21 protein-coding genes are annotated in these 25,249 nt (G+C 71.6%); 6 read left to right on the top strand and 15 right to left on the bottom strand.

Annotated features, from left to right (window positions below):
• Nucleotides 1–155: 155 nt before the first annotated feature.
• The 9 genes from WMF34_RS19310 to WMF34_RS19270 all read right to left on the bottom strand — a co-directional run bounded on the left by WMF34_RS19310 (nt 156) and on the right by WMF34_RS19270 (nt 10,607).
• The gene (locus WMF34_RS19310) at nt 156–683 is read right to left on the bottom strand and encodes a hypothetical protein (protein WP_012236366.1); all 528 of its coding nucleotides are present in this window, start codon (nt 681–683) and stop codon (nt 156–158) included.
• Nucleotides 684–1,700: 1,017 nt separating this feature from the next.
• On the bottom strand, nt 1,701–2,765 hold the full coding sequence (leuB, locus tag WMF34_RS19305; protein ID WP_012236365.1) for a 3-isopropylmalate dehydrogenase: 1,065 nt from the start codon (nt 2,763–2,765) through the stop codon (nt 1,701–1,703).
• The gene (gene cimA / locus WMF34_RS19300) at nt 2,762–4,408 is read right to left on the bottom strand and encodes a citramalate synthase (RefSeq protein WP_437994149.1); all 1,647 of its coding nucleotides are present in this window, start codon (nt 4,406–4,408) and stop codon (nt 2,762–2,764) included. Before cimA ends, leuB begins: the two co-directional genes overlap by 4 nt.
• A gap of 83 nt (nt 4,409–4,491) precedes the next feature.
• Entirely contained in the window at nt 4,492–6,186 is a 1,695-nt protein-coding gene (locus tag WMF34_RS19295) for a 2-isopropylmalate synthase (protein WP_012236363.1), read from the bottom strand.
• Nucleotides 6,187–6,220: 34 nt separating this feature from the next.
• Entirely contained in the window at nt 6,221–7,234 is a 1,014-nt protein-coding gene (gene ilvC / locus WMF34_RS19290) for a ketol-acid reductoisomerase (RefSeq protein WP_012236362.1), read from the bottom strand.
• Nucleotides 7,235–7,327: 93 nt separating this feature from the next.
• Entirely contained in the window at nt 7,328–7,876 is a 549-nt protein-coding gene (gene ilvN / locus WMF34_RS19285; RefSeq protein ID WP_012236361.1) for an acetolactate synthase small subunit, read from the bottom strand.
• A 137-nt stretch (nt 7,877–8,013) separates the two neighbouring features.
• Complete coding sequence (gene ilvB, locus WMF34_RS19280) at nt 8,014–9,723, bottom strand: biosynthetic-type acetolactate synthase large subunit (RefSeq protein ID WP_012236360.1); 1,710 nt, start codon at nt 9,721–9,723, stop codon at nt 8,014–8,016.
• A gap of 94 nt (nt 9,724–9,817) precedes the next feature.
• A complete protein-coding gene (locus WMF34_RS19275; protein ID WP_012236359.1) occupies nt 9,818–10,270 on the bottom strand; it encodes a hypothetical protein in 453 nt (150 codons plus the stop codon).
• Nucleotides 10,271–10,376: 106 nt separating this feature from the next.
• Nucleotides 10,377–10,607 (bottom strand): hypothetical protein, encoded by a 231-nt coding sequence (locus tag WMF34_RS19270; protein WP_044965255.1) that lies wholly within the window; start codon nt 10,605–10,607, stop codon nt 10,377–10,379.
• Nucleotides 10,608–11,019: 412 nt separating this feature from the next.
• On the opposite strand from WMF34_RS19270, the gene WMF34_RS19265 reads away from it, so the two are divergent.
• From WMF34_RS19265 to WMF34_RS19250, 4 genes are all read left to right on the top strand, one after another.
• Entirely contained in the window at nt 11,020–12,090 is a 1,071-nt protein-coding gene (locus WMF34_RS19265; protein ID WP_012236358.1) for a hypothetical protein, read from the top strand.
• Nucleotides 12,091–12,238: 148 nt separating this feature from the next.
• On the top strand, nt 12,239–13,699 hold the full coding sequence (locus WMF34_RS19260; protein ID WP_437994148.1) for an amidase: 1,461 nt from the start codon (nt 12,239–12,241) through the stop codon (nt 13,697–13,699).
• A 37-nt stretch (nt 13,700–13,736) separates the two neighbouring features.
• Nucleotides 13,737–14,933 carry a saccharopine dehydrogenase family protein gene (locus WMF34_RS19255; protein WP_012236356.1) on the top strand — a complete coding sequence of 399 codons (1,197 nt, stop codon included), beginning with the start codon at nt 13,737–13,739 and terminating at the stop codon, nt 14,931–14,933.
• Nucleotides 14,934–14,976: 43 nt separating this feature from the next.
• Nucleotides 14,977–15,561: a gamma-glutamylcyclotransferase gene (locus WMF34_RS19250; protein ID WP_437994147.1), complete on the top strand. Its 585-nt coding sequence runs from the start codon at nt 14,977–14,979 to the stop codon at nt 15,559–15,561.
• 19 nt (nt 15,562–15,580) lie between these two features.
• On the opposite strand, the gene gyrA is transcribed toward WMF34_RS19250, so the two are convergent.
• The 5 genes from gyrA to WMF34_RS19225 form a co-directional block, all read right to left on the bottom strand.
• Nucleotides 15,581–18,202 (bottom strand): DNA gyrase subunit A, encoded by a 2,622-nt coding sequence (gene gyrA, locus WMF34_RS19245; protein ID WP_012236354.1) that lies wholly within the window; start codon nt 18,200–18,202, stop codon nt 15,581–15,583.
• Between the two features lie 440 nt (nt 18,203–18,642).
• The gene (locus tag WMF34_RS19240; RefSeq protein WP_044965253.1) at nt 18,643–19,206 is read right to left on the bottom strand and encodes a hypothetical protein; all 564 of its coding nucleotides are present in this window, start codon (nt 19,204–19,206) and stop codon (nt 18,643–18,645) included.
• Nucleotides 19,207–19,432: 226 nt separating this feature from the next.
• Complete coding sequence (locus WMF34_RS19235; protein WP_437994146.1) at nt 19,433–19,849, bottom strand: HNH endonuclease; 417 nt, start codon at nt 19,847–19,849, stop codon at nt 19,433–19,435.
• Nucleotides 19,846–20,079 (bottom strand): hypothetical protein, encoded by a 234-nt coding sequence (locus tag WMF34_RS19230; protein ID WP_044965251.1) that lies wholly within the window; start codon nt 20,077–20,079, stop codon nt 19,846–19,848. Before WMF34_RS19230 ends, WMF34_RS19235 begins: the two co-directional genes overlap by 4 nt.
• A gap of 79 nt (nt 20,080–20,158) precedes the next feature.
• On the bottom strand, nt 20,159–20,911 hold the full coding sequence (locus WMF34_RS19225; RefSeq protein WP_437994145.1) for a hypothetical protein: 753 nt from the start codon (nt 20,909–20,911) through the stop codon (nt 20,159–20,161).
• A 136-nt stretch (nt 20,912–21,047) separates the two neighbouring features.
• Here WMF34_RS19225 and WMF34_RS19220 point away from each other — a divergent pair, with 136 nt between their 5' ends.
• Entirely contained in the window at nt 21,048–22,589 is a 1,542-nt protein-coding gene (locus WMF34_RS19220) for a protein kinase domain-containing protein (protein ID WP_437994144.1), read from the top strand.
• An 87-nt stretch (nt 22,590–22,676) separates the two neighbouring features.
• Nucleotides 22,677–23,615 carry a nucleotidyltransferase family protein gene (locus WMF34_RS19215; RefSeq protein ID WP_437994143.1) on the top strand — a complete coding sequence of 313 codons (939 nt, stop codon included), beginning with the start codon at nt 22,677–22,679 and terminating at the stop codon, nt 23,613–23,615.
• Between the two features lie 37 nt (nt 23,616–23,652).
• On the opposite strand, the gene WMF34_RS19210 is transcribed toward WMF34_RS19215, so the two are convergent.
• Nucleotides 23,653–25,218: a phytoene desaturase family protein gene (locus WMF34_RS19210; protein ID WP_437994142.1), complete on the bottom strand. Its 1,566-nt coding sequence runs from the start codon at nt 25,216–25,218 to the stop codon at nt 23,653–23,655.
• Nucleotides 25,219–25,249: the final 31 nt, after the last annotated feature.

The raw sequence follows: 25,249 nt of genomic DNA, 5'->3' as shown, positions 1-25,249 counted from the left end.
CTCGACCTGTCAGGGGCCCGTCGCTTCATCGTTCGCTCATGACCCCTTGCCGGCGTCCCGCCGTGGCGAGGACCGAGCCGCGGCGGCGCCGCACCAGGGGGCGCGGAGCGGGCGTCAGCAGGGCCTTCTCACGCGAACCGTGCTAGCGCGGCGCCCTACCAGCCGCAGCCGCCGCCCCAGCCGCCCCAGCCGCAGCCGCCGCCCCAGCCGCCCCAGCCCCAGGGCCGGAAGCCCCAGCCGCCGCCCCAGCCCCAGGGCCGGAAGCCCCAGCCGCCGCCCCAGCCCCAGGGCCGGAAGCCCCAGCCGCCGCCCCAGCCCCAGGGCCGGAAGCCCCAGCCGCCGCCCCACCAGCGCGCCGCATCGGGCTTCTCGCCGACGCCCTCCTCGCCAGTCGGGGTCGCCGAGCCGGGGTCCACGGCGCCGACATCGGGCGCGCCGGGGGCCGGCGCGCTGGCGCTTGCTGCGCCGGGGTCCGTGGCTCTCTCGTCCATCGCCGGATTCGCGCTCGACTCCTGATCAGCGGAATCCGCCTCTTCGGCCTGGAACGCCTGCTTCGCCTCGTCGGTCTCGCTCATCACGTCGTCGGTGGGCGCGTCCGACGTCGTCGCCTCGGCCATGCAACCAGCCGCGGAGAGGGCCGTCGAGAGGGCGATGAGCGATGCGAACTTCGTCAATTGGCTCATGTTCCCGTTCTCCTGTGCACATCAATCCATGTCGAATGGAGTCATCGCCCGTCATGGCGACGAGCTTTGACACGCGGGGACCTGAGATCCCCCGCCGCACGATCATGTGTGGTGTTCGGGAGGTGATGTCGATTACCGCAGAAAGGACACCTGAGACACCATGGACGCTTTCTGCGAGTCCGCGCGCCGCGAGGGACGCGAGGGACGCGTCACGCGCCCCTTCCGGGAGGGAGCGAGCCGCGGTTGCCCGGGAGAGCGCAAGCCGCGGCTGCGCGGCGCTCGCCGGCCTCCCACCTGCTCCGGCGGCTGCGCGCGCGCTTGGCAGATCCAGGGCGCCGGACTGCGACGCTGGCGAGGACCGGGCGCGGGGAGGCCTGTCCTTATGAGGCTTCGGCGGTGGTGCTTAGAGCGACAAACGGGTTGAAACCCCAGAAAAGAGCAGGAATCTGAGCCGTCAAGCGCGCCAAGGACGCCATGATTGTGTGTTGTTCTTGGCGTCCTTGGCGCCTTGGCGGCTCATTTCTCGCCCGATCAACGTGATCGGTGTCCTAAGAATGCGAACAGCTCGATCAACGGAGATGAATCGGATGGCGCGGAGCACCCGGGCGTCGGCCGCGGGGGACCGTCGCGCGGCGAAGGATGCTCCATAAGGCTCGCGCGATCGCGTCGTCCGCCAGGATCTCCAGCATGAAGGGTGACGAGGGAGATCCGCGCGACTGCGTCTCCGGAGCACATGCTCCCGCGGTTCGCACAGGAGATCGTCAGGGCCACCATCGGACCCGTCCACGACACACGCCGTCCCGTCCTGGTCGATGTTCGGGGGCGACGAGCGATGGATTCGAGCGAGGAAAGCGGTGGACTGGAGGAGCGACGCGCAGGAGCGGCCCGCGAAAGGGGCCTTGTGCCCACACGTCGATGGCCATGCAGGGAAGGGGGCGAGATGAGCGCGATTGCGCCGTCGATCGCGCGCGGCGAGCCCGGGTGAGGGGCTCGCCCGAGGCCGCCTGGCGGGAGCGCTCAGCCCGCGAGCTTCGCGCGGACCGCCTCGCCCATCCCCTGGGTCGACAGCTTGCCGCCGAGGTCCGCCGTCCGTGCGCCGCCGGCGATGGCCTGCGCCACAGCGCGCTCGAGCACGGCCGCCTCCTTGTCGAGCCGCAGCGAGTGCCGGAGCAGCATCGCGGCGCTCAGGATCGTCCCGATCGGGTTGGCGAGCCCCTTGCCGGCGATGTCGGGCGCCGAGCCGTGGATCGGCTCGTAGACCCCGCGCGTCCCATCGCCCAGCGACGCGCTCGGGCAGAGCCCCAGCGAGCCGGCGAGCACGGCGGCCTCGTCGGTCAGGATGTCGCCGAACATGTTCTCGGTGACGATGACGTCGAACGCCGCGGCCGAGGTGATGAGCCGCATCGCGCACGAGTCGACGAGCTGGTGCTCGATGCGGATCTCCGGGTGGCGGGCGGCGACCTCGGTCGCCACCGTGCGCCAGAGCCGCGACGACTCGAGGACGTTCGCCTTGTCGACGGACGTGACGAGGCGCCTGCGCGACGCCGCGAGGCGGAACGCGAGCTCGACGACGCGCTGGATCTCCTCGTCCGTGTACTCGAGCGTGTCGACCGCGCGCCGGCGCCCGTTCACCTCCTCGCGGAGGCGCGGCTTGCCGAAGTAGAGCCCGCCCGTCAGCTCACGGACGACCAGGATGTCGACGTCCGCGAGCCGCTCTGCCTTGAGGGGAGAGGCCTGGATGAGCTCCGGGAACAGGCGGATCGGCCGCAGGTTGGCGTACAGGCCGAGCCCCTGGCGCAGGGCGAGCAGCCCCTGCTCGGGGCGGACGCTCGCGCTCGGGTTGTCCCACTTGGGGCCGCCGACGGCGCCGAGCAGGACGGCATCCGCCGCGCGGCACGCGTCGAGCGTCTCCTGCGTCAGCGCCGTGCCGGTCGCGTCGATGGCGCACCCGCCGATGAGGTGCTCCGAGTAGCTGAAGCTGTGGCCGAACTGGGCGGCGACAGCGTCGAGGGTGGCGCGGGTTTCGGCGACCACTTCGACGCCGATGCCGTCGCCGGGCAAAAGAACGATATTGGCCTTCATGCGACCTCGCTGGCAGGCAACGTGGATGTGTACTGCTGTGGCTCTCTCGCTGCGAGCGTGAGCCCATACTCGATCCCGTCCGCGAGCGCATGCCAGGACGCATCGATGATGTTCGTCGACGCGCCGACGGTGCTCCACTGGCGATGCGCGTCGCGGCTGTTGATGAGCACGCGCGTCGTCGCCGAGGTGCCGTCGCGCCCGTCGAGGATACGCACCTTGTAGTCGACGAGCTGGATGTCACGCACGGCCGGGTACACGGGCGCGAGCGCCTTGCGGAGCGCTCCGTCGAGCGCGTTGACGGGGCCGGACCCCTCGGCCGCCGTGATCACCACCTCGTCGTCGACCGCGATCTTGATCATCGCCTCGGCGAAGGTGCCGACGCCCTCGCGCTGGCCCGCGATGACCTTGAAGTCGAGCAGCCGGAACGGCGGCTTGTAGCCCGGCGAGCTCCGGCGGAGCAGCAGCGCGACGGACGCCTCGGCCGCCTCGAACGACGAGCCGCGCGCCTCGCGCTCCTTGATCTGCTCCAGCACCTCGACCTCGGCGCCCGTCGGCACATCGAGCCCGAACTCCTCGGCCTTGCTGAGGAGGTTGCCGCGGCCCGACAGCTCGCTGACCACGGTCCGCATCGCGTTGCCGACGAGCGCGGGATCGATGTGCTGGTAGGACGCAGGCTCGCGCCGCATCGCCGCGACGTGCACGCCGCCCTTGTGCGCGAAGGCGCTCCGCCCGACGTAGGCCATGTGATCGTCGGGGGAGAGGTTCGCCACCTCGGCGACGTAGTGCGAGAGCTCGGTGAGCCCGCGGAGCGCCCCCTCCGGGAGCGCCCGGAGGTCGAGCTTCAGCTCCAGGTTCGGGATGATCGCGCAGAGGTTCGCGTTCCCGCAGCGCTCGCCGTAGCCGTTGATGGTGCCCTGGACGTGGCGGGCGCCCGCGCGCACGGCGGCGATCGAGTTGGCGACCGCGCACTCGCCGTCGTTGTGGGCGTGGATCCCGAGCGGGTGGCCCAGCGCCGCCTTCATCTCGGCCACCACCGCCTCGATCTGCCAGGGCATCGAGCCGCCGTTCGTGTCGCAGAGCGTGACCACCTCCGCCCCGCCGCGCACGGCGGCGCGGAGCGTCTCGGTCGCGTACGACCTGTCGAGCGCGAACCCGTCGAAGAAGTGCTCGGCGTCGTAGATCACGCGGCGGCCGTGCGCCCGCAGGAAGGCGATGGTCTCCTCGATCATCCGGAGGTTCTCGTCGAGCGTCGTGCGCAGCACCGCCGTCACGTGCTGGACCGAGCTCTTGCCGAAGATCGTGCAGACGCTCGTCCCGGCGGCGAGGAGCGCGCGCAGCCCGGGGTCGTCCTCGGGGGCCAGCGAGGCCCGGCGCGTCGAGCCGAACGCGGCGATCTTCGCGTGCTTCCACTCGATGTCCTTCGCCCGCTCGAAGAACTGCGCGTCCTTCGGGTTCGAGCCGGGCCACCCGCCCTCGATGAAGGTCAGGCCGAACGCGTCGAGGTGGCGCGCGATGCTCAGCTTGTCCTCGCACGCGAGCGAGATGCCCTCGCGCTGGGTGCCGTCCCGTAGCGTTGTGTCGTAGACGTCGACGCGGTCCGAGGGGCGGGCGCCCTGCTCCGCGCCGTTATGAGGCGGATTCATAAGGTTCGACTTCCTTGTGCAGCGAGATCGGGTCGCCGAGCTCGTCGCCCCCCTGGGGGGCCTCCTGCGCTCGGCGCACGGCCCTACCTCGCGGTCTCGACGGCGGCGCCGTGGCCGCTCTGGTTGCTCTCTGACGCCGCCGCGTCGTCCTTGGGCTCGACTCCGTAGGTCGCGAGGAGCCGGTTCAGGGCGGTGAGGTACGCCTTCGCGCTGGCCACCAGGATGTCGGTGTCAGCGCCGTGGCCGTGGAAGACCCGCGCCGCGGCGTCGTGCTGCGGGTGCCGCTTGCTCGACGTCGCGTCCGCCCGGACGCGGACGCTCACCTCGCCGAGCGCGTCGATGCCCTCGGTCACCGCGTGCACCGAGAACTCGAGGAGGCTGCTCGGCACGCGGACGATCTCGTCGATCGCCCGATAGGCGGCGTCCACCGGCCCGGTGCCGATCGCGGCGCGGACGTGCAGCGCCCCGTCCGGCCCGCGGAGGCGGACGGTGGCGGTGGGCATGCCCGTGGTCCCGCAGGCGACCTGGAGCGCGTCGAGCGTGTAGAGATCGTCGGCCTGCGCCCGCGTGGTCGAGACGATCGCCTCGATGTCGGGATCGGTGACGTGCTTCTTCTTGTCCGCGAGCGCCTTGAAGCTGGCGAACGCCGCCGCGAGCTGGGCCTCGTCGAGGTGGTAGCCGAGCTCCTCCAGCCGGTTGCGGAGCGCGTGCCTGCCCGAGTGCTTGCCGAGGACGAGCCGGGTCTGCGTCACCCCGACCATCTCCGGCCGCATGATCTCGTACGTCTCCTGGTGCTTCAGCATCCCGTCCTGGTGGATTCCGGACTCGTGCGCGAAGGCGTTGGCGCCGACGATCGCCTTGTTCGGCTGGACGTTGAAGCCCGTGGCCGCGCTGACGAGGCGGCTCACGGTGGCGATCTGGGTCGTGTCGATCCCGGTGCGCAGCCCGAAGACGGCCCGGCGCGTGGCGAGCGCCATGACGATCTCCTCGAGCGCGGTGTTGCCGGCGCGCTCGCCGATGCCGTTGATGGTCACCTCGGCCTGGCGCGCGCCCGCGCGGATGCCCTCCAGCGCGTTGGCCGTCGCGAGCCCGAGGTCGTTGTGGCAGTGGACCGAGACGATGGCGCGGTCGATCCCCGCGACGTTCTTGCGGATCCCGGCGATGAGCGCGCCGAACTCGCTCGGGATGGTGTACCCGACGGTGTCCGGGATGTTGAGCGTGGTGGCCCCGGCGGCGATCGCGGCCTCGAGCACCTGGTAGAGGAACTCCGGCTCGCTCCGGCCGGCGTCCTCGGGGCTGAACTCCACGTCGGCGCACAGGTCGCGCGCGTACGCGACCATGGCCCGCACGCGGTCGAGCACCTCGGCCCGGGTCATCCGGAGCTTGTGCTTGAGGTGGATGTCGCTCGTGGCGAGGAAGGTGTGGATCCGGGGGTGCGCGGCCCGGGCGACGCCCTCCCACGCCTTGTCGATGTCGACCTTGGTGGCGCGGGCGAGGGCGCAGATGATCGGCGGGGTCGGGGCGGGGCGGCCGGGGACCGCGGCCGCGCCCACGCGCTCGGCGATCGTCTGGACGGCGAGCAGATCGTCGGGGGAAGCGGCGGGGAAGCCCGTCTCGATGACGTCGACGCCGAGCTTCGCCAGCGCGAGCGCGATCTCGAGCTTCTCCGACGATGTCATCGTCGCGCCCGGCGACTGCTCGCCGTCGCGCAGCGTCGTGTCGAAGATGCGGACGTAATCGGACGGGGGCATCGCTTGATTCGCAATCATCTCAGGCATGGTGTTCTCCGCCGCCTCCCACGAGTGGAGAGGCTCAGTCGCCGGGCTTGATGGTGACGGGATCGATGAACGGCATCATCTTGCGCAGGTTGGCGCCCACGATCTCGAGCCGCTGCTCCCGCTCCTTCGCCCGCGTCGCCTCGAACTTCGGCCGGCCCGCCTCGTTCTCCGCGATCCACTTGCGCGCGAACTCGCCGCTCTGGATCTCGGCGAGGATGCGCTTCATCTCCTCGCGCGTCTTGTCGGTGATGACCCGCGGGCCGGACACGTAGTCGCCGTGCTCGGCGGTGTCGCTGATCGAGTACCGCATGTAGTTGAGGCCGCCGCGGTACATGAGGTCGACGATGAGCTTGAGCTCGTGCAGACACTCGAAGTACGCGATCTCCGGCTGGTAGCCGGCGTTGACGAGCGTCTCGAAGCCGGCCTTCACGAGCTCGCTCGCGCCGCCGCAGAGCACCGCCTGCTCGCCGAAGAGGTCGGTCTCGGTCTCCTCCGCGAACGTCGTGAGGAGCACCCCGGCGCGCGTCGCGCCGATGCCCTTCGCGTAGGCGAGCGCCTGGGCCTCCGCCTTGCCGCTCGCGTCCTGGTGGACGGCGAGGAGGGCCGGGACGCCGCCGCCGGCCTCGAACGTCTCGCGCACCCGGTGGCCGGGGCCCTTCGGGGCGATCATCGACACGTCGACCGACGGGGGGGGCGTGATCGTGTTGAAGCGGATGTTGAACCCGTGCGCGAACATGAGCGTCTTGCCCGGGCCGAGGTGCGGCGCGATCTGCTCGTTGTAGATGCGCGCCTGCGACGTGTCGGGGGCGAGGATCATGATGACGTCGGCGGCCTTCGCGGCCTCGGACACCGTGGCCACCTGCAGCCCCGCGGCCTGCGCCTTGGGCCGGCTCTTGCTGCCCTCGGGCAGGGCGACGATCACCGTGACGCCGCTGTCGCGCAGGTTCAGCGCGTGCGCGTGCCCCTGGGAGCCATAGCCCACGATCGCGACCTTCTTGCTCTGGATGAGCGAAAGATCCGCGTCGTTATCGTAAAAAATCTTAGCCATCTCTCTCTCCTTACAACCGGGACCCGCACCTCGCGGCTCCCGTCCTTCACGTCGTTCACGTCTCGCGCGCGCTATTTACACCGTCTCGCGCCGTCAGGAGGCGCCGTTCTCGGCCGTGCGCACGGGGATCGAGTCGAACCTGGCCTCGGCCTCCTCGGCGCCGCGGGTCATCACGATCATCCCGGTCCGCACCATCTCGATGATCCCGAACGGGCGGAGCACCTCGAGCAGGCCCTCGATCTTGTCGCCGGTCCCGGTGATCTCGATGGTCAGCGCCTCGGGGGCGACATCGACGGTGCGCGCGCGGAACACCTCGCAGAGCTGGAGCACCTGCGCCCGGCTCGTCGCGTCCGCCTTCACCTTGATGAGCGCGAGGTCGCGCGCGACGGAGGCGGTGTGGGTGACGTCCCGGACCCAGAGGGTGTTGACGAGCTTGTAGAGGTTCGCCTCCAGGCGCCGCGCCCCGTCCTCATCCGCCTCGAGGACCAGGGTCAGGCGCGAGATCCCGGCGATGTGGGTGCGCCCGACGCTCAGCGACTCGATGTTGTAGGCGCGCCGCCGGAAGAGGGACGCGACGCGGTTGAGCACGCCGGGGCGGTCTTCGACGTAGGCGATGAACGTGCGCAGGATGGGTCGATCCATGGATGCCTCTTGAAAGTCCCTCTTGTCTGTGGTGCGCCCGGCTCCGGCCGCGGCGCGCTCGGGCGCGCCCCGCCCGTCCGACGGGCGCACGCTCACGCTGGAGCGCGCGCCCTGGGCGCGTGGGTCTGCTGGCGCGTTCACGGGTCCTCCCCGGTCTCCACGATGGGGCTCGGGCGCCGGATCATGTCGTTCAGGTCGGCGCCGGCGGGGACCATCGGATAGACGCTATCCTCCTGCTCCACGCGGAAGTCGACGACCACGGTGCCCGGCGTGGCGCGGGCGCGCTCCACGGCCCCCGCGATCTCCTCGCGCTTCGTGACGCGGATGCCGGTCAGCCCGTGGGCCTCGGCGAGCTTCACGAAATCCGGGCTGCGCATCGGGGTCGCCGAGTAGCGCCGGTTGTAGAAGAACTCCTGCCACTGCCGCACCATGCCGAGGTAGCCGTTGTTGATGACGGCCACGTGGACCTTGAGCCCCTCCTGCGCGCAGGTCGAGAGCTCGCACGCGGTCATCTGGAAGCCGCCGTCGCCCACGACCACCCAGATCTCGTCCTCCGGCTTCGCGAAGCGCGCGCCGATCGCCGCCGGCAGAGAGAAGCCCATCGTGCCGAGCCCGCCCGAGGTGATGAGCTTCCGCGGGTAATCGTGCTTGTAGTACTGCGCTTCCCACATCTGGTGCTGGCCGACGTCGGTTACCACAAGCGCCTTGCCGTCGGTGAGCCGCCAGAGGTCGTGCAACACGTGCGCGGCGTACAATTTATCGTTGTACGGCAATTGTTGAATGTCACGGACCGCCGAGTCGCCCTTCAGCAGGTTGATGCGGTCGACCCACGGGCCGCGGTCGCGCTGCTTGCACCCGGGGATGAGCGACAGCAGCGTGTCCCGGACGTCGCCGATGAGGCCGACATCGACCTTGACATTCTTGTTGATCTCGGACCGGTCGATCTCGACGTGGATCTTCTTCGCCTTGACGGCGTAGGTCTTGAGGTTGCCGGTCACGCGGTCGTCGAAGCGCATCCCGAGCGCGATGAGGAGGTCGGCCTCCTGGATGGCGTTGTTCACCCACGCCTCGCCGTGCATCCCCATCATGCCGAGGCTGAGGGGGTGCTTCGCCGGGAAGCCGCCGAGGCCGAGCAGCGTGGAGGCGACGGGGATCCCCGTCTTCTCCACGAAGGCGAGGAGCTCGCGCGTCGCCTCGGCCCTGACGATGCCCTGACCGGCCAGGATGAGCGGCCGCTCGGCCTCGTCGATGAGGTCGATCGCCTTCTCGATGTCCGTCTGGACGGCGTGCTGCGAGGGGCGGTAGCCGGGCAAGCGGACCTCGCCCTTCGGCGGCTCGAAATCGATCGACGCCTGCTGGGCGTCCTTGGTGATGTCCACGAGCACGGGGCCCGGGCGGCCCGAGCGCGCGATGTAGAACGCCTCGCGGAGGGTAGGGGCGATGTCCTCCACGTCGGTCACGAGGTAGTTGTGCTTGGTGATGGGCAGGGTGACGCCCGTGATGTCCGTCTCCTGGAACGCGTCGGTCCCGAGCAGCTTGGAGGACACCTGCCCGGTGATACAGACGATCGGCGAGGAGTCGAGCATCGCCGTCGCGATCCCGGTGACGAGGTTCGTCGCGCCCGGCCCCGAGGTGGCGACGCACACGCCGACCTTGCCCGAGGCGCGCGCGTACCCGTCCGCCATGTGCGCCGCGCCCTGCTCGTGCCGGACGAGCACATGGCGGATCGGGTAACCGAGGATCGTGTCGTAGGCGGGCATGATCGCGCCGCCCGGATAGCCAAAGACCACGTCCACGCCTTCGCGGACGAGGACTTCCCAGATAATCTGTGCACCGGTTCGTTTCATAATTCCCGACTCCATCGAGTCACGCGGGTGAAGGTGGGGGCCCATGGGGGCGCCTTGGCCGCGGGGTTCCGCCGTTTCTCAGAGGCTCAGCAACTTAGGCGATCGCGCGCTGCAGATCCTCCCGAGGGCCGTCGCCGCTGCTCTCCTCGCGGCGGATCGCGTCGAGCACCCTGCGCGCGTCGTCGAGCGACACGACGCGCGAGCTGCCCGGCACGCTCGCCGGCTTGGCGCGCAGATCAGCGCGCTGGTCGACGTTGGAGCGCGCGGAGGGCGGGTCGGCATGGAACTCGAACGAGGCCTCCGCGGCGTCGCCGTGCGGGCGCGCGCCCACGAGGCGCGTCGAGGAGCGCTGGGGCGCGCGGATGGCGCCCCCGCTGGCTCGGGCGCGGATCTCGTCGACGAGCGCCTCGAACTCCTCTCGCACGGCGCTCGACGCGACGGGCACCCCACATCCCGCGGCGACGAGCTCGGCGAGCTCCGCGATGCGCTGGCCGACGGCCTCGATCGAGGCGTCCTCCCGGTTCTTCCTCGAATGTTCCTTGCTCACCTGATCCTCCTTCGACGACGGCTGCTCTCCGTGAACCCTCAGGCCGAAAAAAACGAAAGCCCCCGGACCATCTCGGTGCGGGGGCCTATCTCCATGCTGTGTCAGCTCAGAGCGGCGGCCCGCAACCGTTCCCGACGCGAATCAGCCCGACGACGTCGACTAGGCTGATGAGCGCAGGAATGGCTAGGCCCGCTAGGAGCCCGACGGACACGCCGCCTTCGACGACGACGAACGAACGCGCCGTCGAGGACGCCAACGAAGCGTGGTGCACAACCTTCTCAGCGAGGGTCCCATCGCCGGAGGCGTGGGCGCTGGCGGTGCACATCGACTTCTGCATGGCGTAGATGCTTCTACCCTACAGAGCTGCTGCGTCGCGTCAAGTTGTTTCTTTACAGATCGCTTGTTTCTGCGGCATTTCGTGCAGTTTTTTGTTCGCGCGCGCGCACGTGAACCGCGTGATGTTCAGCACGGACCGGCGCTGTCCGGGAGCTCGGTCTGCAGCGTCTCGAACGGCGATGCACTGCGCTCGATGTGCACGGATGCGTCGCTCGAGCGCGACGCCCGGCGAGTCGCGCGAGGCGCGCCGAGCGCGTCGCGTGGAGCGCGCGCAAGCGAGGGTGCGGCCAGGATGCTGGGGAGCCGGGGGAGAGGTGCGCAAACACCGGACGTCGGCTCATGCGCCCCCGAAGTGCAGACTGCTGTCTTGAACTGACTGCCGCCAGATCGCGCGACACACCCATGAACCCGGCATGCAAGCGCATCGCGTCGCGCAGGCGCGCCCTGCCGATCGGACGGTCTCGCCCTGGGGTCTGCAGCGCCGCCGCGTGGCCTCTCTCGGCACGGTCGGGCTCCTCGCGCTGAGCGGCGCCGCCGCGGCCCGCGCCGATCCTGCGCAGCCGGGGGATCCCACGGCGCTGGCCGGTGCACAGCCCGCGCGGCCGTCGCTTCCACCCGCGCCGCCTGCGCAGCCACCTGCTGCGCCGGAGCGGCCCGCCGCCGCGGCGCCCCGGACGCAACCGAGGGCGGCCGCCAACTTCAGCACGTTCCTCGAGCTCCGGAACGATTACTCGAGCGGCAAGAACGGCTTCTTCAACGCAGCGGTGCTCCGGGGAGACTACGCCTTCACCAGGACGTTCTCGCTGCGCGCAGACCTGCCGCTCGCGTACGCGGGCGACGTCGAGGGCCAGCGCGACGTGGGGCTCGGCGACATCCTGATCCGGCCGCTCGTCCGCGTGGTCGGCACGCCGCGGTTCGCGCTGGTCCTGGGCACGGATCTCCTCCTCGACTCGGCGACGAAGCGCGCGCTCGGCGCGGGAAAGAACCAGGTGGCGCCCCTCGTCCAGGCGTACTTCCGCGTGGCGCGGCCCGCGCGGCTCGGGGCCCAGCTGCAGCACGCCGTGTCGTTCGGCGGCGACCCGGGGCGGAACGCCATCCAGAAGTCGACGATCAGGGAGTTCGCGATCATCGAGCTGCCGCATGGGTTCTGGGTGAGCCCGGACCAGGCGTTCTCGATCGACCACCGCGGCGTGCACCGCGTCGTGTCGACGAGCGTGCTGGAGGTCGGCGCAGAGCTCAGCGATCGGGTGCAGGTGTACGTCGATCCCGGCATCCAGGTCGATGACCGGGGGGCGGTCGACTGGCTGGTCACCGGGGCGGTGCGGTGGGCCTTCCCGCAGCGAGCGCGGGCGCGCGCGGTCGCCGCCGCGCCGGTGCAGCGCGCGGGTACGGAGCAGGCCGCGGGCGCGGGGCAGGCCGCGGGCGCGGGGCAGGCCGCGGGCGCGGGGCAGGCCACGGGCGCGGGGCAGGCCGCGGAGGAGTAGGCGGCTCGCGCCTCCGGCGTCCAAAAGGACGCCCGGTGAGGGGCGCGCGCGTGTCGCGCCCGGGATGGGGCGGGGGGCGATCGACGGATCCGAGGTGGCGGACCCTTGACCTGGGTCGTCGTCCCGAGCCTGATCCTCGGTCGCACGCATGCTGTCACGAGATCCGCTGCTCCTGCTCTCCGCGACCCGGCTCGCCGCGCTGATCCGCGAACGCGCCGTGACGTCGGCCGAGGTCGTGGAGGCCCATATCCGGCACATCGAGCGCGTGAACCCGACGCTCAACGCGATGGTGGCGGACCGGTTCGAGGCCGCCCGCGCCGAGGCGCGCGCGGCCGACGCCCTCCTCGAACAGGGCGGGGCCGCAGGCGCGCCGCCGTTCCTCGGCGTCCCGTGCTCCATCAAGGAGAGCTTCGCCGTCGCCGGCATGCCGAACTCCGCGGGGCTCGTCGCACGCGCCGGCGTGCGCGCGGAGGAGGACGCCGTGACGGTCACGCGCCTGCGCGCGGCCGGCTTCATCCCGCTCGGCGTCACCAACGTGTCGGAGCTCTGCATGTGGATGGAGACGAACAACCGGCTCTACGGCCGGACGAACAACCCCTACGACCCGGCGCGCACCGCGGGCGGCAGCTCGGGCGGGGAGGCCGCGGTGGTCGGCGCGGGCGGCGCGCCGATCGGGCTCGGCTCGGACATCGGCGGATCCATCCGCATGCCCGCGTTCTTCAACGGCGTCTTCGGCCACAAGCCGACCGGCGGGCTCGTGCCGACCTCGGGCCAGTTCCCGCTGCCGGGCGAGCGAGGGCTCCGCTTCATGACGACCGGGCCGATCGCTCGGCGCGCCGAGGATCTCATGCCGGTGCTCCGCATCCTCGCCGGCCCTGACGCGCGCGATCCCGGCTGTGCGCCGCTGCCGCTCGGCGATCCGGCCTCGGTCGATCTCGGCACGCTGACGGTGCTCTCCGTCGAGCACGACGGGGTGCGCCGGGTGAGCGCCGATCTCGTGGCCGCGCAGCGGAGGGCGGCGGAGGCGCTCGCCGCCTGCGGGGCGATGGTGATCGAAGCGAAGGTCGACCTCCTCGCGCGGGCGCTCGACATCTGGACCGCGATGTTGGGCACATCCGGGGGCGTCACGTTCCGGGCGTTGCTCGGCGATGGCCGCCCGGTCAGCCTGCCGCGCGAGCTCGCCCGCTGGTCGGTCCGCCGCTCGCCGCACACGCTGCCGGCGCTGGGGCTCACGTTGCTGGAGGACGTCGGCGGGCTGCTGCCGGCGCGCGTCGAGCGCGCCCTGGAGCTCGGCAAGGCGCTGCGCGCCGAGCTCGTGTCGCGCATCGGCGAGCAGGGCGTGATGCTCTACCCGTCCTATCCGAGCCCCGCGCCGCGGCACTACGCGCCGCTCCTGCCGCCCTTCCAGTGGACGTACACCGCGGTGCTCAACGTCATGGAGATGCCGGCGACGCAGGTGCCGCTGGGCCTCAACGGCGAGGGGCTGCCGCTCGGCGTCCAGGTGGCGGCGATCCACGGCAACGATCATGTGACGATCGCCGTGGCGGAGCACCTGGAGCGCTCGTTCGGCGGCTGGGTGCCGCCGTCGCTCTCGTGGTGCCGGCGCTGACGTTCCCGCCCGCGGTCGTGGTATCAAGGCTGCCCCCATGACCAGCGACCGCGCGTACGACGTGATCGTCTTCGGAGCGACCGGCTTCACCGGTCGCCTCGTCGCCGAGTATCTCGCCACCAAGGGCAAGGACGCCTCTGCCCGTGGCGCAGAAGAGCGGCCCATCCGCTGGGCGATCGCTGGCCGGAACGCGGGGCGCCTCGCCGAGGTGAAGGCGGCGATGGAGGCGATCGATCCGGCGTGCTCCTCGCTGGGTGTCATCGAGGCGGCGTCGGACGACGCGGCTTCGCTCGAGCGCATGGCCCGACAGGCGCGCGTCGTCATCACGACGGTCGGTCCTTACACGGCGCTCGGCGAGCCGCTCGTCGAGGCGTGCATCCGCGCGGGCACCGACTACGCGGATCTCACCGGCGAGCCCGGGTTCGTCGACCGCCTCATCGAGCGCCACCACGAGGCTGCCCGCGCGCGGGGCGTGCGGATCGTGAACTGCTGCGGCTTCGACAGCATCCCGCACGACCTCGGGGTGCTCTTCACGGTGACGAAGCTCCCCGCCGGCGAGCCGATCGTGGTGGAGGGCATCGTGCGCGCGCACGCCAGCTTCTCCGGCGGCACCTGGCAGTCGCTGCTCGAGATCATGGCGCACACGGGCCTCAGGAAGGGCGCCGCGCGCGGCGAGGACGCGCACGGGGCGCGCAGGGTGCGGGGGCTCAAGACGCGCATCCGCTACGAGAAGGGGCTGCGCGCCTGGCTCTGCCCGATGCCCAGCATCGATCCGCTCGTCGTGCTGCGGAGCGCGCGGGAGCTCGACGCCTACGGCCCCGACTTCCAGTACAGCCACAACGTGCAGGTCAAATCCGGGCTGCAGCTCGTGATGGGGATCGCCGGCTTCGGCGCGGTCACGGCGCTGGCCAAGGTGGGACCGACGCGGGAGCTGCTCCGCAAGGTGCGGAGTCCGGGGGAGGGGCCGAGCGCGGAGGAGCGGGCGCGCAGCTGGTTCCAGGTGACCTTCCAGGGGAAGAGCGCGTCGCGCAAGGTGGTGACGCGGGTGAGCGGCGGCGATCCCGGTTACTCGGAGACGGCCAAGATGGTGGCAGAGTCGGCGCTCTGCATGGCGTTCGACCGCGAGCGGCTGCCGGCGCGCGCCGGGGTCATCACGCCGGTCGTCGCGATGGGGGAGCGGCTCATCGAGCGGCTTCAGGCGGCGGGGATCAGGTTCGAGCTGCTCGAGGGGTGAGCTGCGGCGGCTGACGGCCGGCGCGGTTTGGTACAATCGCCCCGTGCATCGCGAGACGTGGATCTTCGGTTACGGCTCGTTGATCTGGCGGCCTGCCTTCCGCTTCGAGCAGATGGTGCCCGGGTACATCACGGGGTGGGCCCGCCGCTTCTGGCAGGGGTCCACCGATCATCGGGGCGTCCCCGGGGCGCCCGGGCGGGTGGTCACGCTGATTCCGTCACCTGGCGCGCGCTGCTGGGGGATGGCCTATCGCGTTGCCGGGGCCGAGCTCGACGAGGTGCTTCGCGCGCTGGACCACCGCGAGAAGGGCGGCTATGCGCGCCACGACGTGCCGCTCCACCTGGCGGACGGGGAGGCGGCGCGCGCGGAGATCACGGCCCGATCGGCCATCGTGTACCTGGCCACTCCCGATAACCCCGATTATCTGGGCGCTGCGCCGCTCCCCGAGATTGCCGCTCAGGTGCTCGCGTCGCACGGCCCGAGCGGCTCGAACGTCGAGTATGTTCTTCAGCTCGCCGACGCGCTCATGGCGATGGGCGCCCACGACGAGCACGTGACCGAGCTAGCGGCCCTCGTCGGCCATCGAGCTCCCCGTCCGGTCGACCCGACAACCACCGTAGGCCCCTAGCTCCGCGCCCGGTCGACCTCTAGTTGACCTCGCTGCTCCCGTTCCCGCCCGCGTGATCCGCGACCCCGTTGGTCCCGTCCACGCCCGCGCTCGGCGGCGTCGACCCGCCGTCCTCGGCCTCGGCCGCGTCCGCCGCGAAGGCCTCGACGGCGACGACCCGCTCGTCCTGGCCGACGTGCATGATCCGCACGCCCTGCGCGTTGCGCCCCGTCTCGCGGATCTCGCTCGTCTTGGTGCGGATCATCTGCCCGCGATCGGTCACGATCAGCACCTCGTCGCTCGGGCTCACCATGGCGACGCCCACGACCGGCCCGTTCCGCTCGCTCGCGTCGATGAGGATGACGCCCTTGCCGCCGCGGCTCTGGAGCCGGAACTCCTCGAGCGGCGTCTGCTTGCCGTACCCGCGCTCGCACACCGCGAGCACCCGGTCGCGCCCGTCGCCGCTCACGCCGAGGCCCACCACCACGTCGCCCTCGTCGAGCTCGATGCCCTTCACGCCCATCGTCGCGCGGCCCGTCGGGCGCACCTGGTCCTCGGGGAAACGGATGCTCATCCCGCTCCGCGTCGCGATCACGAGCTCGCGCTTGCCGTCGGTGAGCGCCGCCGTGAAGAGCTGATCGCCCTCCTCGATGCGCACGCCGATGATCCCCTTGTCCCGGTAGTTCTCGTACTCGTTGAGCGCCGTCTTCTTGATCTGCCCGCGGCGGGTCAGCGTCACCACGAACGTCTCGCCGTCGAAGCTCGGCACTGGCGTGATCGCCGCGACCTTCTCCCCCGGCTCCATCCCGACGAAGTTCACGATCGCCCGGCCCTTCGCGTTCCGAGGCGCCTGCGGGATCTCGTAGACCTTCTTGACGAAGACCTTGCCCTTGTCGCTGAAGAAGAAGACGTACGAGTGCGTCGACGCCACGAAGAGCTGGCTCACCCAGTCCTCCTCGCGCGCCTCCATCCCCACCATCCCCTTGCCGCCGCGGCGCTGCGCCCGGTACGTCGAGGTCGGCGTCCGCTTCAGGTAGCCGGCGTGCGAGATGGTCACGACCATGTCCTCTTCCTGGATCAGGTCCTCCATCTGGATCTCGGCCTCGGCCGGCACGATCTCGGTCCGCCGCTTGTCGCCGAAGCGCGCCTTGATCTCCTCGAGCTCCATCACGATCACGTTCATGAGCAGCCCCATGTCGGCCAGGATCGCCCGGAGCCGCTCGATGGTCTGCGACAGCTCGCCGTACTCCTTCGCGAGCTTCTCCCGCTCGAGGCCGGTCAGGCGCGACAGCCGCATCTCGAGGATCGCCTTGGCCTGCCGCTCCGACAGGAAGTAGTCGCCGCGCGTGTCGGCCTCGGCGCACTCGGGCTCCGGCCGGCCGGCGCGCCGGAGGAACTCGCCGAGCCCCCGGAGCGGCAGCTTCTGCAGGTTCTCCCGCGCGTCGTCCGGATCGCTCGAGGCCCGGATCGTCGCGACGATGCGATCGATGTCGCTCGTCGCCATCCCGAGCCCCTCGACGAGCTCGCGCTGCGACTCGGCCTGCCGGAGCTCGAACCGACAGCGCCGCGTCACGACCTCGCGCCGGTGCTCGATGAAGTGCGAGAGCGTGTCCTTCAGGCTCAGCACCGCGGGGCGGCCGTTCGCGATCGACAGGTTGATGACGCCGAACGTCGCCTGGAGATCCGTCAGCCGGTAGAGCTGGTTCAGGACCACCTGCGGGAAGATGTCCTTCTTCAGCTCGACGACGATCCGCATCCCCTCGCGGTCGCTCTCGTCGCGCACCTCGCTGATCCCCTCGATGCGCTTTTCCTTCATGCACTCGGCGATCTTCGCGACCAGCCGGGCCTTGTTCACCTGGTAGGGGATCTCGGTGAAGACGAGCTGCTCGCGGTCGCCCTTCATCGTCTTCTCGACCTGGCTGCGCCCGCGCATCGTGATCGAGCCGCGGCCGGTCGTGTACGCCTGCACGATCCCGCTCTTGCCGTAGATGAGGCCGCCGGTCGGGAAATCGGGGCCCGGGACGAGGTGGAGCAGCTCCTCCAGGGTGACGTCGGGGTTGCGGATGATCGCGATCGTCGCGTCGATGATCTCGCCGAGGTTGTGCGGCGGGATGTTCGTCGCCATGCCGACGGCGATGCCGCCGGATCCGTTCACCAGGAGCTGCGGGAACTTCGCCGGCAGGACGCTCGGCTCGAGCTCCGAGTCGTCGTAGTTCGGGACGAAGTCGACCGTGTCCTTGTCGAGATCGGCGAGCAGCTCGACGGCCATCCGCGACAGGCGCGACTCCGTGTACCGCATGGCCGCGGGCGAGTCGCCGTCGACCGAGCCGTAGTTGCCCTGCCCGTCGATGAGCGGGTAGCGCAGGCTGAAGGTCTGCCCCATCCGGACGAGCGCGTCGTAGACCGCGAGATCGCCGTGCGGGTGGTACTTGCCGAGGACGTCTCCGACGACGCGCGCGCACTTCTTGTGCGCGCCGGTGGGGCCGATCTTCTGCTCGTTCATCGAGTAGAGGATCCGGCGGTGCACCGGCTTCAGGCCGTCGCGCACGTCCGGGATCGCGCGGCCGATGATCACGCTCATCGCGTAGTCGAGGTAGCTCGTCCGGAGCTCGTCCTGGATGCTGACCGGAACCTTCTGCTGGATGTTCGACGTCTCTTCCATGGGGGACCTGCACCCGAGGCGCGGGGGGCGGGCGCGGCGCGCGCTCGGCCCCCGTCGTAGAGGCCCATCCCAGCGCGGCTCGAGCGTCGAGCGGAGCAGCAGAAGCGGCCCTGGCCTCGATCGACGAGCGACGAGGTGGAGTCCGGCCTTCGCCGCCCGCCCTATGACCCACGCTGTTCAGGGGATGCGACGGATGCGTTCAGGTACTCCAAGGGGCAGGCTGGCGCAAAGGGTTTGCCGGCCTCGGAGGGTGTTCCCATCCCGCGCGCGGGGGGCACGGATCGCGGTCTGTCGCCGGCTCCTCGGCGGACGCCGCGAGGCGCCGCCGAGGGCGCATCAGGGGTGCCGGACAGCGCGGCGGGAGCGCGGGAGCGTCCTGGGCGGGGGCGCTGGACGGCGCGGCGGGAGCGTGAGGCGGTACAACGGGGACGCCGGAAGGGTCAGGGCTCGACGCGGGTGGGCAGGGCGCACGTCCGGACGACGATTTCTACGTCTTTTTCGGCCACGATCGAGCCGGCGCCGTCCGGGGCGTCGGGGCACTCCCACGTCCAGGTCGGGTCGGCCTTGTCACCGTTGGGGAGCAGCATTTCGGGGTTCCCGGAGGTCTCGCCACCCTTGGGCGTGAGCTGATCGGCGAGCTCGCCCCCGTAGCCGTCGATCCTGACCGTGTACTCGTGCCCCTCGACGACGGAGGTGAACGACACGCTCCACGCACAGGAGATTGGCGGCGACGAGGCGAGGGGGGACGGCCCGCCCTCCGCGCTGTGGTCGGTGAGCGTGGCGACGTAGCTGCGGATGGCCCCCAGCTCGTCCGAGCCCGAGCACTGGACGTCGCCGCCCAGGAAGGCGAGCGGATCGATGGTCACCGACGTCCCGAGCTGCAGGTCGTCGTTGCTGTTGGACCCGTCGGCGCAGGCCGTGAGCGCGAGGACGGCGAGCGCCAGGGCGCACCGGCCGGCCCGGGGTCGCGGGGAGCGCCCGCGCGCGCGATCCGCAGCGAACAAGGTTCCGAAACCAGCTCGAGCTCGGCCCATCGGCAGGGGGCACTAGTCCAAGCCGGGGAACGACGCCACATGAAACGCGGACCAGCTGCGCGGGCACGGCGCGCGGCCGAGCGAGGCCCGCCAGAGCGGACGCCGCCGGCGGCGGCGCTCGCGGGCGAGCTGCCGGATGCGCCGCTCGCGCTCGCGAGGCGGTGATGAGCTCGCGGAAGCTGCGGGCGCCCGCCGTCTACGGGAACCGACCCCGCAACGCCTCTTCACGTCGAATCTCGATGACGAGAGGCCGATTCATCCGGAGCAGCGCGACCGTGGCGCGGCCTGTCGGTGTTTTCCCGGCGATCGACAGCTCGCCCGTGACGTCGAAGTGGTCTTCCCAGCGACCCCAGCGAGGGTGGAAGAGGCTCGCCTGGTCGCCCGTGGTCGGGTCCTCTCCATGGGTCCGCGCTCTCTTGCGCAGGGAGCACGACACACAGGCGAGCGCCAGGTTCTCCAGGGCGGTCAGGCCACCTGCGTGCCGTGGCTGGATGTGATCGACATGGAACGTGGCCTCCTGGCTGACCTGGGAGAGCCGGCAATACTCGCATCGATCGGCGGCACGCTTGCGGACGCGACGCTGAAGCGCCGCGGGCACGCCGTCGCCGCTCATCGCGTCAGCGCAGGCTCCTTCCGCGATGCGCGGAGGCGCAGCAAGCTGAGCAGCTCGGCGAGATCGACGAGCCCCTCGGCTTCGATGGCCTCATCCGCCGATAGCTTCTCCCCGCGATCCTGCTTGTCCAGGAGCGCTTGCAGCCTGCGATCGACCCCCGCCGGGAGGCGGAGCTGTGCGAGATCGGAAGGGAGCTCCACATCAACGTGGACTGTTGCCGGCGTAGCCATCGTCGAAGTCCTCCCTGAACCTAGCAGGTTGGTGCGAGGTGGGCGATCCGTCAGTCCGAGGGAGCTTCCCGCAGCTCTATCAGGGCCCGCCGGAGCCGCCGCTGCCCGCGCTCTCGCCGCCGGAGCCGCCGCTGCCCGCGCTGCCGCCGCCGGAGCCGCCGCTGCCCGCGCTGCCGCCGCCGGATCCGCCGCTGCCCGCATTGCCGCCGCTGCTCGCGCTGCCGCCGCCGGAGCCGCCGCTGCCCGTGCTGCCGCCGCCGGAGCCGCTGCTGCCCGCGTTGCCGCCGCTGCCCGCGTTGGCAGAGCTGCCGCCGCCGGAGCCGCCGCTGTTCGGGGCGGCGACGAACGCGCAGGCCTCGAGCGCCTCCGCCTGCGCGGTGATCACCTTGCAGGGGGTGATCGCGCGGTCCACGCCCGCGGCGAGCGGCGCCGCAGAGCACTCCACCATGGACGCGACCTTGGCGCTGGCGCAGGCGCGCGCCTCGCCGACGGCAGCAACGCAGGCATCGACCTGGAACGTCGTCGGCTCTTCCACGGTCTGGCCGCCGCCGGCGCCGTTCTCGAAGCCGTGCAGGCACTGGTCCCAGTAGAACTCGACGCAGGTGTTCACCCGCTCTTCGACGTCCCCGGAGCCGATCCACTCCGGGCACACGGCGGCCGCCTCGCACCGGGCCTGCTCGATCCGCCGGCAGGCGTCGACGCCCACAGCGTCGTTGCCGCAGCTCGGCGCTGTGATGAGGGTCACGGCGCCGAGGCCGAGCAACGCGGCCGCGGCCCAGGGCGCGGAGCTCCGCCTCGCGGCGGAGAGGACGGTGAGCGCAGACGAACCCACCCGGCGGAGCTACCACGCGGCCGCCGGAGGCGTCGAGTTTTCCGGCACACCCAGCTGCCCAACCCACCTCGGGGGGCGCGAACGGCGACCGGACAAGGCCCGGTCCGATCTATGCTCCCAGGGCCGCGATCACCCTATGGATCCGCCGAGCCTCGCGCAGCTCCGACCCGACACGCCTTTCCATGGGCGGTACCGCGTCGTGCGCCCCATCAAGACCGGCGGGATGGGGGCGGTGTACGAGGTCGTGGACGAGGTCACGGACCGCCGCCGAGCGCTCAAGGTGATGCTCCCCGGATCCATCCAGGACCCGGCCCAGCGCGCCCGGTTCGCCCAGGAAGCCAAGATCACGGGCGGTATCGAGAGCGACCACATCGTTCACGTCTCCGATGCCGGCATCGACGCCGACTCGGGGATGCCGTTCCTCGTCATGGACCTGCTCCAGGGCGAGGAGCTCGCGAGCCTGTCGGCGCGCCGCGGCCCGCTGCCGCCGGCCGAGGTGGTGCTCTACCTGGGCCAGGTCGCGCGCGCGCTCGACAAGATGCACGCGGCCGCCATCGTCCACCGGGACCTCAAGCCGGCGAACCTCTTCCTGACGAGGCGGGACGACGGCTCCCCTTGCGTGAAGGTCCTTGATTTTGGGCTGGCGAAGGTCGTGGCGCACCGCAGCATGGCGGACCGCACGGCGATGGTCGGGACGCCCCTCTACATGGCGCCCGAGCAGATCCGCGGCGACGTCGCCGTCGGGCCGAAGACCGACATCCATGCGCTCGCGCATGTCGCCTTCGCGCTGCTCGTGGGCAGCCCGTACTGGCTGACCGAGGCCAACGTCCTGCCGTCGGTCTACGCGCTCCTCCAGCGGATGGTGGCGGGGTTGCCCGAGCCTCCGAGCGCCCGCGCCGCGCGGCGCCGCAGCAGCATCCGGCTGCCGCCCGCCTTCGACGCGTGGTTCCAGCAGGCGACCGCGATCGACCCGAAGGACCGCTTCGAGCGCGCGACGGCGGCCGTCACGCTGATGGCGGAGGCGCTCGGCGCTCCCGCCCCGTCGACGCCGCCCCCGCCCGAGCGGCCCACGAACCCGCCGCCGTCGTCCCGCCGCGGGGTCGAGGCGGACGAGCGGCGCGCCAGCTCGCCCGACGACCGGCGCGCCAGCTCGCCGTCGGACCCGGGGCCCAAGCCTCCGGAGCCGGGGCCCAAGCCCGGGGAATCGCGCCACCGCGACGAGGACCTCGCCGCGGTCGTCCACGAGGAGCGGCTCCGGGCCTTCCTGAAGAAGGAGGTGCAGCGCGCCAAGGAGCAGCGGACGAGGAGGCTCTCGCTGCTGCTGCTCAGCGTGGAGGGGCTCCAGGGCGTCGAGGAGACGCAGGGCCGGGCCGGGGTCGATCGCATCCTCGGCGACCTCGCGCGCATCGTCAGGATCTACGTGCCGGAAGGCGGGCTGCTCGGGCGCTACCGCCGCGACACCCTCGCGATCGTCTGCCCCGGGATCGGCCGGACGCGGGCGTCCGCGTTCGCGAAGGTGCTCGGCGAGAAGGTGCGCCAGCACCGCTTCCGGCGAGCGGCCACGACGCCCTTCCGGATGATCCTCCGCATCGGCGTCGCGCACATCGAGGAGGGGGACGCGACGGGGCACGAGCTGCTCGAGCGCGCGGCGCGCGGGCTGCCCGAGCGGGGGGAGTGAGCTGAACGAGGGATCGGGCCGACGGCCGCGATCTCCGCTCGCGCCGTCGCGCGACGGCGCGACGGCGCCAGCGAAGACCTCGATTTCTTGAACGTTTCCCGTGAAGGGGTGATCCTCGCGGCCATGGCCTCTGCCATGATCCTCGCGGCGGGGCTCGGGACCCGGCTCCGCCCGCTCACGGACGAGATGCCGAAGCCGCTGCTGTGGCTCGGCGATCGGCCGCTCATCGCGCACATCGCCGAGCGGCTCGCCGCGGGCGGCGTCGTTCGCGTCGCGGTGAACAAGTCCCACCTCGCGGAGCGATTCTCGCGCGATCTGCTCGCGGCGTTCCCAGTGCCCGTCGAGGTCCTGCACGAGCCGGAGCCCCTCGGCACCGCCGGGGGCCTCGCGAACGCGGCGGGCGCGCTCGGCGAGGGCGACGTGGTCCTCTGGAACGGCGACATCCTGATCGATCTCGACGTGGCGGCGCTCTCGGCGGCGCACGGCCGTCACGGCGCGGGCGCGACGCTCGCGGTCGCGCCGCGGCCGGCCGGGGAGGGGACGGTCGGCGTCGGCGCGCGGGGCGAGGTGGTGCGGCTCCGCGGCGAGCGCTTCGGTGACGAGGTCGCGGGCGGCGATTTCGTGGGCGTGCACGTGGTCGGCGGGGCGCTCCGGCGAAGGCTGCCGCCGCGCGGGTGCATGGTGGGGGACGTGTACCTGCCGTGGCTGCGCGAGGGGCGCTCGCTCGCGACGTTCGCGGCGCCCGCCGTGTGGCACGACATCGGAACGGTGGCCGCGTACCTGGCGGCGAGCGCGCACTGGCTCTCGCAGCGCGGCTTGCGGAGCTACGTCGGCCCGGGGGCGTCCGTCGCCGGAGGCGTGGACGTGGCGGGCAGCGTCGTCGGGACGGGGGCGCGGGTCGAGGGGGCCGGCGCGGCGCGCGGGTGTGTGGTCTGGCCGGGCGCGCAGGTGGTCCTCGACGCGAGCGCCCCGCTCGAGCGCGCGGTGGTGACGGCGAAGGGGACGGTTGCGCGCGCGGCGGCGTGACGGCGCTGGCGCGGCGGCCTGACCGCCGGCGCACGTCTCACTTGCCGAGGTCGGCGAGCGCGGCCTTCGCTGCGTTGTGCCCCGCCGCGCCGATGACCGACCCGGCCGGGTGCGTGCCCGCGCTGCACGAGTACAGCCCGGCGAGCCCGAACCGGTAGGGCACGCGATCGGCGAAGCCGAAGCTGTTGTCGATGTGGTGGATGTGCCCCTTCGTGATCCCGAAGTGCCGCTCGATGTCCGGCGGCGCCAGCGTGAACGTCTCCAGCACGAGGTCGCTCATCCCAGGCGCGAAGCGATCGCAGATCGAGAGGAGGTGCTTCACGTAGCGCGGCGCGGCCTGGTCCCACGTCTCGCCGCCCGCGAGCGCGTAGGGCACCCACTGCACGAAGAGCGCCGCGTTGTGGTGGCCGCTGGCGTCGCGCAGGCTCGGGTCGATCGGCGTGTGGAAGTACCACTCGATCGCGGGGAACTCCGGGAGGCGCCCGCTCATCGCGTCGCGGTGGGCCTGCCGCAGCGTGTCCATCACGACGTCCTCGTCCGGCAGGAGGTGGATGGTCGGCCCGAACTGCCCGCGGTCCTCCGGGAGGCACGTGAACGTGGGCAGGCCGGTCAGCGCCATGTTGACCTTGAGCGTCGAGCCGTCCTTCGCGAGCGCGTCGAGCCGCGCCGAGAGCGAGGCCCCGATCGCCGCCTCGCCGGCGAGCGCGCGGGTGCGGTACGGATCGGCGTTCGAGACGACCACCTTCGCGGCGATGCGCGTGCCGTCGTCGAGGAGCACGCCGGAGACGGCGCCCCCGGACGCCTCGATCCGCGCGACGCGGGCGCCGGTGACGATCGTCGCGCCCTCGGCCCTCGCCTTCTCGGCGAAGAGGCGGGAGATCGTGCCCATCCCGCCCTCGACGATCATCCAGGTCCCGTCGGCGCCGGGGAGGCGGCACATGTTGTGGATGAGGAAGTTCATGCCGGTGCCGGGCGACTCGAAGCCGCCCGCGAGCCCCGAGAAGGCGTCGGTCACGGCGTACATCGCCTTGAGGAGGTCGCTCTTCCAGCCGAACCGCGCGAGGTAGTCGGAGATCGTGCCCCGGCAGAGCGCCACGAACGTCTGCCGGAGGGCGGGCCGCACGTAACGCTCCGCCGTCTCTTCGATGGAGAGCGGCTCCGCGAGCCACGTCGGGGCGATGTCGTCCCGGAGCGCGGCGAGCTCGGCCTGGAGCGCGCTGTTCGCGTCCCAGTCGTCCTGGGAGAAGAACTCAAGGAACTGCCGCTTCATCGCGGCCTGGTCCGAGCCGAAGAGCAGGTAGCGCCGGTCGGTGGTCGGGAGGAAATAGTGCGGATCGCGCCGCCGGAGGGGGAGGGCGACGCCGACCTCGCGGAGCAGCTCGGGCGGGGCGAGCCCGAGCAGGTAGGCGCCGCTCGAGACGCCGAGGCCCGGCGCCTGCCGGAAGGGGTGCTCGGTCTTCACCGCGCCGCCGACCGCGTCCTTCTCCTCGAGCACCACCACGTCGAGCCCGCGGCGGGCGAGGAGGACGGCGGCGACGAGACCGTTGTGGCCGGCGCCGACGATGACCACATCGGCGCGGGCCGGAGCTTCACTGCGTTTCACTGGGCACCTCCAAGCGCTGTGCGCGTCCTCT

The organism is Sorangium sp. So ce145, from assembly GCF_051525985.1.
Lineage (GTDB): Bacteria > Myxococcota_A > Polyangia > Polyangiales > Polyangiaceae > Sorangium > Sorangium cellulosum_B.
The sequence above is the reverse complement of the archived record's forward strand: the minus strand, read 5'-3'. Positions and strand labels throughout refer to the sequence as shown.